9 protein-coding genes are annotated in these 12,252 nt (G+C 71.8%); 2 read left to right on the forward strand and 7 right to left on the reverse strand.

Annotation, left to right across the window (positions count from 1 at the left end):
* Positions 1 to 25: 25 nt before the first annotated feature.
* From BJ971_RS22390 to BJ971_RS22415, 6 genes are all read right to left on the reverse strand, one after another.
* Positions 26 to 1,567, reverse strand: coding sequence for a hypothetical protein (locus BJ971_RS22390; RefSeq protein ID WP_184995190.1), 1,542 nt, complete (start codon positions 1,565 to 1,567; stop codon positions 26 to 28).
* Positions 1,564 to 3,129, reverse strand: coding sequence for a GT4 family glycosyltransferase PelF (gene pelF, locus BJ971_RS22395; protein ID WP_184995191.1), 1,566 nt, complete (start codon positions 3,127 to 3,129; stop codon positions 1,564 to 1,566). The genes BJ971_RS22390 and pelF overlap by 4 nt, the downstream gene beginning before the upstream one ends.
* Positions 3,130 to 3,156: 27 nt before the next feature.
* On the reverse strand, positions 3,157 to 5,322 hold the full coding sequence (locus BJ971_RS22400; protein WP_184995192.1) for an Agd3-related carbohydrate-binding protein: 2,166 nt from the start codon (positions 5,320 to 5,322) through the stop codon (positions 3,157 to 3,159).
* Positions 5,323 to 5,974: 652 nt separating this feature from the next.
* Positions 5,975 to 6,256: a hypothetical protein gene (locus tag BJ971_RS22405; RefSeq protein ID WP_184995193.1), complete on the reverse strand. Its 282-nt coding sequence runs from the start codon at positions 6,254 to 6,256 to the stop codon at positions 5,975 to 5,977.
* A gap of 116 nt (positions 6,257 to 6,372) precedes the next feature.
* Positions 6,373 to 7,044, reverse strand: coding sequence for a response regulator (locus BJ971_RS22410; protein ID WP_184995194.1), 672 nt, complete (start codon positions 7,042 to 7,044; stop codon positions 6,373 to 6,375).
* Positions 7,041 to 8,351 (reverse strand): sensor histidine kinase, encoded by a 1,311-nt coding sequence (locus BJ971_RS22415; protein WP_184999036.1) that lies wholly within the window; start codon positions 8,349 to 8,351, stop codon positions 7,041 to 7,043. Before BJ971_RS22415 ends, BJ971_RS22410 begins: the two co-directional genes overlap by 4 nt.
* A gap of 208 nt (positions 8,352 to 8,559) precedes the next feature.
* Between BJ971_RS22415 and BJ971_RS22420 the strand changes: the two genes are divergently transcribed.
* Together BJ971_RS22420 and BJ971_RS22425 are read left to right on the forward strand one after the other, a co-directional pair.
* Positions 8,560 to 9,246, forward strand: coding sequence for an ABC transporter ATP-binding protein (locus BJ971_RS22420; protein ID WP_184995195.1), 687 nt, complete (start codon positions 8,560 to 8,562; stop codon positions 9,244 to 9,246).
* Positions 9,243 to 11,627, forward strand: coding sequence for an ABC transporter permease (locus BJ971_RS22425; protein ID WP_184995196.1), 2,385 nt, complete (start codon positions 9,243 to 9,245; stop codon positions 11,625 to 11,627). Before BJ971_RS22420 ends, BJ971_RS22425 begins: the two co-directional genes overlap by 4 nt.
* Positions 11,628 to 11,709: 82 nt before the next feature.
* Here BJ971_RS22425 and BJ971_RS22430 read toward each other — a convergent pair whose 3' ends face one another.
* The gene (locus tag BJ971_RS22430) at positions 11,710 to 12,099 is read right to left on the reverse strand and encodes an SHOCT domain-containing protein (RefSeq protein ID WP_184995197.1); all 390 of its coding nucleotides are present in this window, start codon (positions 12,097 to 12,099) and stop codon (positions 11,710 to 11,712) included.
* Positions 12,100 to 12,252: the final 153 nt, after the last annotated feature.

Raw genomic sequence — 12,252 nt, forward strand, 5'->3', positions numbered from 1 at the left:
TGACCTGCCTCCCCCAAGTTCGGAACTACCGGTAGCGCACGGCCTGGCCGAGAATCGGGGCCAGTCCGAGCACGAAAAGCGCCTGGAGCAGCAGCACGCTGCCCAGGTAGAGCGCGGTGTCCACAAGCGCGGAACCGGACTGGCCCAGCAGCGGCGCGACGCCGAGCAGGCCGCCGACGACGACGTGCAGCAGGATCGCGGCCAGCATCGTCCAGCAGAGCCAGCCGAACCGGTCGCGGCCGGCGAGCTGGAAGGCGAGCAGGTAGGCGCCGCCGAGCGCGACGTGCGCGGCGGTCATCACGACGCCGGCGGCCGAGAGCAGGTCCAGGTAGTACAGCCCGGCCAGCATCGCCGCCGCCGGTACCGCGGGGGCGAGCAGGCAGACCGCCGTCTCGCGGGCCAGCAGCCGCCAGACGCCGCGGACGAACTCCCGGGGGCGCTCGACCCGGCGCAGCAGCGTGACCACCTGCGGCCGGAACCGCTCGGCCCGCCACTCGATGAATCCCATGGTCAGCAGCAGCGGCGCGGCGGCGATCGCCACGTCGAGCCGGCCCATCAGGTAGGGCGCCTCGGCGTGCAGCAGCAGCACCGCCGAGCACAACCCGTACGCGCCGACGGCCCACAGCGCCGGCACCTCCGGCCGCAGCGAGTCGCGCAGCGGGGGCTCGACCGTGTCAACGGCGCCGGCGCGGCGGACGGCGATCACCACCGCGAACACGAACCCGGCCACCACGCAACCGGCCGCCACCGCGGCCGACCAGGGCCGCAGCCCCGCGCCGAGGATCAGGTAGGCCACGCCGATCAGGAAGGCCGGCGTCATGACCAGCGCCAGCCACAGCTCGCGGCGGTAGAAGACCATGACCGTGCTGGTGAGCTGGTAGGCGACCTGACAGGTGATCATCGCGACCAGCGCGACCCCGCCGCCGGTGAGCCAGACCAGGCCGGCGCCGGCGGCCGCGCCGACGACCGGGACGGTCACGGTCGCGACGATCAGGATCCGGCCGGCGGAGCGCGGCCGGCCGAAACCCAGCATCCGGTAAGCCGCGTGCGAGGCGACGCCGGCGTACACCCAGCCGAGGATGCCCGCGAAGACCAGGCCGAGCACCAGCGAGCGCCGCCCGACGATCGCCAGCACGGCCGGGAACGCGGTGCAGGGCAGCACGTACAGCGGGCCGTGGCTGATCAGCCGCAGGCTCTCGCGCCACGAGCCGGCGCCGCGGGTCGCCACGTCGCGCTGCCGCGGCAGGCGCGGGCCGAGGCGACGGTACACCTCGGTGGACAGGGCGAATACGTCGTGGTAGCCGTACTCGACGCGGGCGCCCCGGTCGGTGAGGCCGTCGGCCTCGAGGGCGGCGGCCACGTGCAGGGAGTCGACCGCCTGGCCGAGCATCGGGCGCACCCGCGCCACCAGGTCGTCGAGCGGGTCGGTGGAGATCCTGGGCAGCAGGACGGTGTGCTCGTCCGGCGCGGTGGCCGTCGCGGTCGGCGTGGTGCCCGCGCCGACCAGGTCACTGTCCGGATCGAGGCCGCTGTCGACACCGCTCTCGAGGCCGCTGTCCAGGCTCACCGCGCCTCACCGTCCAGCTGAAGCTGCGGCACTTCGGCGACGCGCTGGCCGGGTACCGAGACCCGGCCCTGCGCCCGGCCGTTCAGGTGCCGCGGCGGGGTGGCCGGCCGGATCGGCGTGGCCAGCGACTCGTAGACGTTGCGGTACATCTTCAGCGAGCGCCGCAGGGTGAAGTGCTCGAGCACCCGGGCCCGGGCCATGATGCCGAGGCGGTGCCGCAGCTCGTTGTCGCGCAGCAGCTTGACGCACGCCTCCGCCACCGCGACGTAGTCACGGGGCGGCACGACGATGCCGGTGTCGCCGACGGCCTCGGCCACCCCGCCGACGTTGGTGCAGACGGTCGGGCGCCCGCAGGCCATCGCCTCGACGACCGTGTAGGGGAAGCCCTCGGAGATGCTGGTGAGCGCGACGATGCTGCCCGCGTGGTACGCGTCGACGGCGTTGCCGATCCGCCCCTCCAGGATGGCGGCGCCGGTCAGGCCGAGCTCCTCGATCAACCGCTCGCAGCTCTCGTGGTAGATCCGGTTGACCGCCGGCGTGCCGCCGAAGATGCGCAGGCGCGCCTCGGGGATCTCGGCCCGGACCAGGGCGAACGCGCGGATCAGGGTGTGCAGGTCCTTGAGCGGGTCGACCCGGCCCATGTAGGAGATCGTCGGCAGCTGCGGCTCGGAGGTGGCGGCCGGGAACTCCTTCGGCTCGACGCCGTTGTACATGGTCCACATCCGGTCCGGGTCGGCGCCGTTGTGCAGTTGCCAGCGCCGGTTGTACATCGAGTGCGGCGCGAGCACGTCGGTGATCAGGTAAGCCGCGCCGGCCAGCGACCGGAAGAAGCTGAGCACCAGCACCCGGACCGGGTGCGACGCGTCGTCGTGCAGGTTGGCGATGTAGCGCTCCCGCAGGTAGATGCCGTGCTCCGACATGACCAGCGGGGTGCCGTGCTTCCACTTCGAGGTCATGCCGACGAGCGTGGCGAGCCCGTTCATCGAGGCGTGCACGATGTCGGCCTTGACCGGGGCGGCGCTCAGCGGCCGCAGCATGTGCTCGATGAGCCAGGCCGCCTCGACCGCGTCGGCGACCGTCGGCGCCGGCCCCATCTCGTCGACGCGCAGGTCCCGCCAGGCGTCGAGCATCATCGTGAGCGCCTGGTTGGACAGCAGCGCCGCGCTCAGGTCGCCGCCGTCGCTGGCGTACTCGAACATGCCGCGCAGGGCGAGCAGGAACATGCTGCGGCTGACCGCGCTCTGTTCGGAGCGGGTCGCCTCCATGGGTGTCACGAGGGCCCGGACGAAGACCTCGTACGACTCGTTGAACGAGGCGCCGGGCCGGTGTCCCGGCCCGCGCCGGAGTGCGCGGCCGGGCGGCCGCGCACCCCAGAGCGGGATCGAGTGGACCTTGTCGAGGTTGGTGGGGGCCGGGAAGACCGCTCGCTCGGCGCCGTCGACGGTGAGCGCGACGACGTCCCAGCGGTAGTCGGGCATGCCCTTGATGAGCTGCTCGCACCAGACGCTGACACCACCCATCGCGTACGGGTAGGTGCCCTCCGACACCAGCGTGATCTTCACCGGGCCCCCTTTACCGGGTTGTACTTGTCACAGGCGCGGGACTGCGGTGACCGTCGCGGCCGTGTTCGCCACCAGGACGAGCGGGGTCGTGACGTCGGTGCCGTAGGTGCTGGATCCGGTGCCGTTCACGCCGCTGATCTGCACGGTGCCGGCGGCCGGCGAGGTGACCGTCACGGTGCCGGTCGACCGGTCGTACACGGGGTCGACGCCGGCGCCGAGCTGCGCGAAGTGCGCGTTACGGACCGTCGTGTACGCCGCGAGGGCCGGCCACTCCAGGTTGATCAGCGGTACGGAGTAGTAGCCCTCGTACTTGGTCATCACGGAGCCGATCCAGTCCGTCAACAGCGTCCGGCCGGAGCCGTAGTCACGCGTGTTGGCGATGTGGAACGTGTGCGAGTAGATCGAGCCGGTGGACACGTGCTGGAGCGCGACACCGGCCTCGTAGTCGATGATCTGCTCGTAGGTCAGGTTCGCCGGCCAGTACGGGAACCGGCCGCTCGGCCCGTAGAAGGAGTTGTAGAACGCGGTCTCCTCCTGCGGCGTGGTGCAGAAGTAGGCGATGTTCGTCGGCCAGTCCGGCACCACTGAGATGCTCGACTCCAGCGGGTGCACCTTGGCGGCGTTGAGGTGCGCCGGCACGTGGCTGGCGAACGACATGTTGCCGTGCAGGTACTTCACGCCCAGGTCCTTGGCGGCCTGGAGCAGCTGCGGGTTGGAGCCTTCGAGGCCGTGGTCGACCGGAGGACTGGTGTCGTCCTCCGGGTTCGGGTTGTAGACGCCGAGGCCGGAGTACTCCGGGGTCTTCAGCACGGTGTCGGGGGTGCTCAGGCCGATCGAGGTGCCCGCGACCCGGTTGCCGTTGATCTCGGAGTAGGAGGTGGCGTAGTTGGTGTTGTTCAGCTCGGGGTGGTTCAGCGTGTGGTTGACCCACCGGAAGTTCGACTTGAGGCACTTGGTGGTCGCGGTCAGCTCGGTCGGCCCGCCGTTCGGTGCGCAGGCGCTGCCCGCGAACGGGTCGATGTCGGCGCCGTTGAACGCCAGGTTGAGCTTGAAGCCGGCGGCCTGCGGGTGTGCCGCGCGCAGGGCGACCTGCTGGTTGTCGAGGTTGACCGCGTCGTGGCCGCTGACCTGCCAGCCGGGCGAGTACTCGACGTGGCCGTCCGGGTAGTAGTGGTCCGAGGTGTTGAACCAGTCGTCGACGTCGACGTTCAGGTGGTGCCGCTGCTCGCCGAGGAACATGCCCTTTGTCGCCCACCGGACCATGCCGTAGACCAGCAGGTCGGAGTGGAGCAGGTACTGGTTCGAGGTGAACGTCAGCGCGAGCCGCTCCCGGCCGTCGGTGGAGGTCGTGCGCACGCCGAGCACGCTGCCGCCCTCGGTCAGGGTCGCCTCGGCGCCACAGCCCGGGGTGATCGCGGTGCGGTAGACGTACGACTGCACCAGCGGGATCTGTGCGGTGCTCTTCAGGTAGTCGAACACGCCCGCGCCGGTCGGGGTGAGCGAGAGGTTGATCGGCGTGCTGCCGACGCCGGTCTCGCCGGCGGAGGTCAGGCAGTAGTTCTCGGGCCAGGTGCCGTAGCTGGTGTAGAGGGCGGCCTGGCGGACGCCGAAGTTACGCTCGTACGCCCAGACGATGTTCCACTCGGCCGGGTCGAGGCCGACGAGGTAGCTGCCGCCGGACTCGTAGACCAGCATGCTGTTGGTGAGCAGGACGGCGTTGTAGCGGCCGACGCCGTCGGGGCGCACGAACGTGCTCGTGGTGACGGGCGTGGTCGCGCTGTAGAGCACGTCGTACGCCACGCCGACCCGATCCAGGGTGGCCTTCCAGGTGGCGACGCCGAAGTCGTTGGTGTCGGTGCCGATGACCAGTGCGCGCAGGGCGACCTGGTCGTTGAGTCCGGCCACGGCGGCCGCCGCGGCACCGGCCTTCGGCGCGGCGCCGACCGGCTTCGCCGGTTTGACGACCTTGACGCTGCCGGTGCGCTTCGGCAGCGGGCCGGGGCGCTTCTCGGTGGGGCGCGCGACCTGCGCGAGCCCGGGAACGTTTGGGGGCTGGGCGCCGGGCCGGGCGAGCGGGCCGGCCGCCTGCGCGACGGTGGGGTTCGCGGTGCCGAGCAGAACCATCACGACACCGGCCGCGATGAGAGTCAGGCGCGTCGATCCACGACGGCGTACGGGAAGATTGGGGACCATCCAAGACCTCCAGAGCGGGGAAGGATCACCACTGTGTGTCGATGTTGAATTTGGACACAGTGAGATCCCCGAAGGTGGCCCGTGGTGAAGCCACGATGGACGGTAGCAACCATCGCGAGCACATTCGATGTCCCGAGACTGACCCGATTCTGCCGTTGACCAGTCCATCTTGGAGTGCTAGGCCCATCGATATCCCGACACTGTTTTTACGTCTGTCTACATTAGTCACTTACTTGTTAAGGCGCCCTGACATGGGTTTATCCTTAAGTGATCTTAATGAGGACGTAATAAACCAGACACGCTCCGCATACATCACGCGGCGCAGTGGATCACGGTCGAGCGAGCGCGTAGAGATCAACTTCATCGCCCAGATGATCAACTAAGAGTGATCAGCAACCCAGAATTCATGATTTCGCGGGCGATCGGGCCATGCGCCCATCCACCGTTGGTACAGGCTTTTCACAGCACCCGAACGAAGCCTCAGGAAAGGTCGGACCGTCCCCGCCACGCCATGGGCAAGAACGGGCTACGCGATGGGCGGCGACCATCGTGGACAGATCATTTCCCACCCATTGAAATGCGGCGGCAACGGCGGATTCCAACGTGGAGGCACCCTAAGTCCATCTTGGTGACATCCGGGCACCCGCCCGGCTCATGCCGCGCCGGCGGACTCCACCCGTCGGAGCTGGCCGGCCGCGGGCTCGGCGTACCGGTCCGCCGCCGGGTCCAGCGCCTTGCCCATCGTCGCCGCGTACCGGGCGGCGACGGCGACGCTGTCGACGGCGAGCGCCCGGCGCTCGCCCGCGTCGATGGTGCAGCCGGCGCGCAGCAGTTCCCGGATCCGCTGGAAGGTCGCCAGATGCTCGTCGACGGCGGCCAGCACGTAGACCGACAGATCCACGTCAGGCGTCGGGGCATAGCTGACTTCCATCATCAACGGCTCCTGGTGGCATGCGGCGTCACGACCACGGGCGTCTCGAACCACCCGTGATGCCCATGATCGGGCATAACCGTCATCCCGGCAGGCGAATCGGAATTGTCGCCGGCCCTTCACCCCGGCGCCGTCGGGCTGACCAGTCCGCTCCGGTACGCGACGACGACGGCCTGCACCCGGTCGCGGAGCCCGAGCTTGGCGAGGATGCGGGCGACGTGGGTCTTGACCGTCGCCTCGGACAGGTGCAGGCGCCCGGCGAGCTCGGCGTTGCTCAGGCCCTGCGCCAGCAGGCACAGCACCTCGAGTTCGCGCGGGGTCAGCGCGGCCAGGTCGCGGTGCGCCGCCGCCGGCGCGCTGTCGCGGCGCGCGAACCGCTCGACGAGCCGGCGGGTGATGGCCGGCGCCAGCAGCGCGTCGCCGGAGCGGACCAGCCGGACCGCGGCGACCAGGTGCTCGGGCGTGACGTCCTTGAGCAGGAAGCCGCTGGCCCCGGCGGTCAGCGCCGCGTAGACGTACTCGTCGAGGTCGAACGTCGTCAGCATGATCACCCGCGGCCCGGCGCCGGCGTCGGCGAGGATGCGCCGCGTCGCCTCCAGCCCGTCCAGCTCCGGCATCCGGATGTCCATCAGCACCACGTCGGGCCGGGTACGCCGGACCGCGTCGACGGCCTCGGCGCCGTTGGCCGCCTCGCCGACGACGTCGATGCCGTCGGCGGTCAGGATCATCCGGAAGCCGGCGCGGACCAGCGCCTGGTCGTCGGCGAGGACGACACGCAGCGGTACGGTCACGGAGCCTCCAGCGGGATCTGCGCGTCGACGCGGTAGCCGCCGCCGGGGCGTCGCCCGGCTTGCAGGGTTCCACCGTAAACGGCCAGCCGTTCCCGCAGTCCGATCAGGCCGCGCCCGGCGCCGGCGGCGACCGGCGTGCGCGGCGCGCCGCCGGTGTCGGTGACCAGCACCCGCAGCCGGTCGGCGCCGTACTCGACGGCCACCGACGCGGTCGCGCCCGCCGCGTGCTTGACGGTGTTTGTCAGCGCCTCCTGCACCACCCGGTAGGCGGCCAGCTCGACGCCGGACGGCACCGGGCGCGCCTGGCCCGACATGGTCAGCTCGACCGGCACCCCGCTGTCGCGCACCCGTTCGACGAGTTCGTCCAGCCGGTCCAGGCCCGGCTGCGGCGCGAGCCCGGCCGCGCCGGCCGGGTCCGGGCCGTCGCTGTCCATGGTGAGCAGGCCCATGACGTGGCGCAGCTCGGCCATCGCCGCCCGGCCGCCGGCCTCGACCGCGAGCAGCGCCTCGCGGGCCTGCTCGGGGGTGGCGTCCATGACCTTGCGCGCGGCGCCGGCCTGGATGACCATCACGCTGACGTTGTGCGTCACCACGTCGTGCAGCTCGCGGGCGATCCGGGCGCGCTCGTGCTCGGTGGCGCGGCGCAGCGCCTCGCCCTGTTCGCGTTCCAGCGCGGAGAGACGCTCCCGGCCCTCGTCGGCGTGCCGCTTCCAGCGGCGGAGCCCGTCGGCCGCCACCAGGATCGGCAGCAGGATCAGGAACGGGACGACGTCGGCCGAGACGGTCGGCACCGCCTCCTCCTGCAGCCCGCTGTAGAGCAGCGCCGCCACCGGCAGGCTCGCCAGCGCCGGCACCCGGTAGGGGCTGTGCACCGCCGCCGTGAACGCGGCGATGACGCAGGCGTAGAAGGAGAGCCGCAGCGCGGCGTGGTAGTCGGCCACCATCGGCGCCATGATCATTACGGCCCAGAGCACCGCGAGCGGGTACCGGCGCCGGAACACCAGTGGGAGCACGACCAGGAGCATCACGAATCCCCAGCCGCTCTGCTGCTCCTCGATCGGCAGGAAGAGCTCACGCCCCGGTATGGGCGGCATCGGCGGCGGGTATGCCGGGTCGTAGATGATCACGGGTTCCGGGCGACGGTCGGGCACGTCGCCGCCGCCCGCCGCGATCGCGGCCAGCGCGAGGGAGAGCGCCAGGATCACGTCGAAGGCCCAGCCGCGCCACGACTGTCGCGGCAGCGTGCCGGACGGTTGCAGCAGCCGCCGGGCGGCGGCCCGCAGCCGCTCGGCCGGCGCCATCTTCATCACCGGCCCATTGTCGCCGCCGGCCCCGGCCGGCGGAATCGCTCCCGAGATCGTCCCGGATACCTCGCTCGCCTACATCGCGAGGATGACGCCGGTCCCGCTCATCACCGCGCCGTACCGAAGATGCCCCGGAGGGCCGACGCGTCCGGATCGCGAACGGACCTAGCGTCGGGGCCGCCAGGAAGCGGACGGACCCGAGGAGAGCATCATGCCGGTGATCGAGCTGCACGACGTGACCCGAAAGTACGACGAGGGGCCGCCGGCCCTGCGGGACGTGTCGCTGAGCGTCTCGGCCGGCGAGGCGGTCGCGATCCTCGGGCCGTCCGGCAGCGGCAAGTCGACCCTGCTGAACCTGATCGCCGGCCTGGACCGGCCGACCGCCGGCACCGTCACGGTCGACGGGGTCCGCGTCGACAAGCTCGGCGAGGCCGGCTCGGCACGGTACCGGCGGGCCAGGATCGGCATGGTGTTCCAGTTCTTCAACCTCCTCGACGACCTGACCGTCGCCGACAACGTCATGCTGCCGGCGCAGCTGTCCGGGATGACGCGCGCCGACGCCCAGCGCCGTGCGGCCGAACTGCTCGGCACGCTCGGCGTGGACCGGCACTCCGCCGCGTACCCCGGGCGGCTCTCCGGCGGCGAGCGGCAGCGGGTCGCGGTGGCCCGGGCCCTGATGAACCGCCCGGCGCTGCTGCTGGCCGACGAGCCGACCGGCGCACTGGACACCGCCGCCGGCGACGACGTCCGGCAGCTGCTCAACGAGCTGCACGCCGACGGCCAGACCATCGTCCTGGTCACCCACGACCTGGCCCTTGCCGAGTCCTGCGCGACCCGCACCGTCCAGCTCGTCGACGGCCGGATCGCCGCCGACACCACCTTGGCGGCCCGGCGATGAGCGCACTCGGCCGGGTCGTCCGCTCCGGGGTGGGCCGCCGCCGGGTGCAGACGGTGGTGATCGGCCTGGTCGTGATGATCGCGGTGGCCTCGGCCGTGCTCGGCGGGTCGCTGCTGGTTGCCTCCAACGAGCCGTTCGACCGGGCCTTCGCCCAGCAGCGCGGCGCGCACCTGACCGCGCAGTTCGACGCGGGCGCGGCCACCGAGGCGCAGCTCGCGGCGTCCGCGCACGTCGCCGGGGTCGCCGCCGCGGCCGGCCCGTTCCCGACCGCGGTGATCAACCCGGTCGACAACCACGACCGGCCCTTCCCGCCGGCAACGGTGGTCGGGCGGGCCGAACCCGGCGGCGCCGTCGACGCGGTCACCCTGGTCGAGGGGCGGTGGGCGACCGGGCCCGGCGAGCTCGTGATCGCCGGCGGCGACCGGCCCGTCGGGGGTATGCGGCTGCTCGGCCGGCAATGGCGGATGCCGGACCTGCCCGGCAGCCCGGCCCTGACCATCGTGGGCGTCGCCCGGTCGGTCAGCGTGACCGCCGACGGCTGGGTGGTGCCGGAGCAGATCGCGGCGCTGACCGGATCCGGCGCCGCCGGCGGCTACCAGATGCTCTACCGCCTCGCCGCGGCCGACAGCGCCGCGCAGGTCGAGGCGGGCCGCGCCGCGGTGCAGGCGGCCCTGCCCGCCGGTGCGCTGACCGCGGCGCGCTCCTGGCTCACCACCCGGGCGGAGAGCGCCAACAACACCGCGCTGCTCGTCCCGTTCCTCGTCGCGTTCGGGGTGCTGGGCGTGGTGATGGCCGTGCTCATCGTCGGCAACGTGATCGCCGGCGCGGTCGGCACCGGCACCCGCCGGATCGGCATCCTCAAGGCGCTCGGGTTCACCCCGAACCAGGTCGTGCGGGCGTACCTGGCGCAGGCGCTGGTGCCGGCACTGGCCGGCGCCGCGCTCGGCGTCGTCGCCGGCAACGCGCTCACCGTCCCGCTGCTGGCCGAGACGAACAGGATCTACGGCACCTCCGACTCGGGGGTCGCGCCGTGGGTCGACCTCGCGGTGGTCGCCGGTGCGCTCGCCCTGGTCGCCGCGACCGCCTGGGCCGCCGCGTCCCGGGCCGGCCGGCTGCGCACGGTCGACGCGCTCGCCGTCGGGCGCACCCCGACGCCCGGCCGCGGCCAGGCCGCGGCCCGGCTGTCGGCGCGGATCCCGCTGCCCCGCCCGGTGACCCTCGGCCTGGCACACCCCTTCGCCCGGCCCCTGCGGTCGGCCACGATCGTCGCGGCGATCGCGTTCGGCGCCGCCGCCGTGACGTTCTCCGTCGGGCTGGGCGCCTCCCTGAACCGGGTACAGGCCACCGAGAACCACGGCGACATCGTGATCCACCCCAACCACCAGATCAGCGCGCCGCCGCCCGGCGCCGCACCGGGCGCGGAGCCCGGGCCGGGCGCGGAACCCGGTCCGCCGCCGGCGATCGACCCGGCGGCGGTGGTCGCGGCGATCACCGCCGCGGACGGCACCGCCGGTTACAGCGGCTTCGCGCAGACCGAGGTGACCGCCGCCGGGCTCACCGGCAGCGTCGAGGCGCTCGCGTTCACCGGCGACAAGTCGTCGTACGGCTACCAGATGGTCGACGGCGCCTGGTTCGGTGGGCCCGGCGAGATCGTCGTGTCGACGCCGTTCCTGACCGCCATCGGCGCCGGCATCGGGGACACCGTGGTGCTGACCGACCACGGCAAGCAGATCACCGTCCGGATCGTCGGGGAGGTCTTCAACACCGAGAACGACGGCCTGCAACTGCTCACCGCCGCGGAGACCCTCGCCGCCGCCGAACCGGAGCTTCAGGCGATGGAGTACAACGTCGTCCTGCGGCCCGGCACCGACCCGGTCGCCTACGCCGAGGCGCTGGGCGCGGTCCTGTCGCCGCTGGGCGCGCAGGCGACGGTCGTCGAGACCGGCACCGACGAACTACTGATCATCATCAACTCGCTCACCACCCTGCTCACCCTGCTGCTCCTGATCGTCGCGGCCCTCGGCGTGCTGAACATGGTCGTCCTGGAGACCCGCGAACGCGTACACGACCTCGGCGTGCACAAGGCGCTCGGCATGTCACCGCGGCAGACCATCGCCATGGTCATCGCGTCTGTGGTCGTCACGGGGCTGGCCGGCGGCGTCGTCGGCATGCCGCTCGGTGTGCTGTTGCAGCGGCTGGTCCTCGGCGACATGGGCCGCATCTCGGGCTTCAACCTGCCCGCCGCGATCATCGACGTCTACCACCCGGCCGAGCTGGTGCTGTTCGGCCTCGGCGGGCTGTTCATCGCCGTACTCGGCTCGCTCCTGCCGGCCGGCTGGGCGGCCCGCACCAGCACCGCCGCGGCGCTGCGTACCGAATGAGGCCCGGACCGGCGCGCACCACCGACGGGGTGATCCGTCGGTGGTGCGCGCAGGCCGTGCGGATGAGGCCCCGGCGTACCCGTCAGGCGAGCGCCTTGGCCTTGAGGGAGTCGAACTCCTGCTGGGTGATCGCCCCGGACTGGAGCAGCTCCTGACCCTTGGCGATCTGCGCCGCCGGGTCGCCGCCACCGCCGTTGCTGCCGGCCACGCGGCGGATGTACTCCTGCTGATCCGCGGCCCTGGCCTCGTGCCGGGCAATCGTGCGCTCGGCCATGCTCTTACCGCGGGCGACCAGGTAGACGATCATCGTGATGAACGGCAGGAAGAGCAGTGCGAGGATCCACACGGTCTTGATCCAGCCGCTCGTCTCGCCGTCGCCGAACAGATCCGTCAGGATCCGGAACAGGATCAGGAAGTAGAAGAAGATGAAGTAGAAGATCAGTAGGCTCCAGAGAAATTCGCCGAACGTCACGTGAAACCCCTTTGACTCGTCATGGGCCCGATGGCACTCATCGCGGTGCTGCGGCTGGCCAGGGCAGTGGTGCGAAGCTTCCTCAGCCCGTGAACAGGAGAACACGCAGCGCCCGCCCCGGCCGTCATCCGGAACGGATGAAAGCGGGACGGG

The sequence above is a fragment of the Amorphoplanes digitatis genome (genome assembly GCF_014205335.1).
GTDB classification, from domain to species: Bacteria; Actinomycetota; Actinomycetes; order Mycobacteriales; family Micromonosporaceae; genus Actinoplanes; species Actinoplanes digitatus.

What these genes read in the sequence shown, in the direction of transcription:
- BJ971_RS22400 (WP_184995192.1), bottom strand. Translation starts at nt 5,322, where the DNA reads ATGGTCCCCAATCTTCCCGTACGCCGTCGTGGATCGACGCGCCTGACT.
- BJ971_RS22405 (WP_184995193.1), bottom strand. Translation starts at nt 6,256, where the DNA reads ATGATGGAAGTCAGCTATGCCCCGACGCCTGACGTGGATCTGTCGGTC.
- BJ971_RS22415 (WP_184999036.1), bottom strand. Translation starts at nt 8,351, where the DNA reads ATGAAGATGGCGCCGGCCGAGCGGCTGCGGGCCGCCGCCCGGCGGCTG.
- BJ971_RS22420 (WP_184995195.1), top strand. Translation starts at nt 8,560, where the DNA reads ATGCCGGTGATCGAGCTGCACGACGTGACCCGAAAGTACGACGAGGGG.
- BJ971_RS22425 (WP_184995196.1), top strand. Translation starts at nt 9,243, where the DNA reads ATGAGCGCACTCGGCCGGGTCGTCCGCTCCGGGGTGGGCCGCCGCCGG.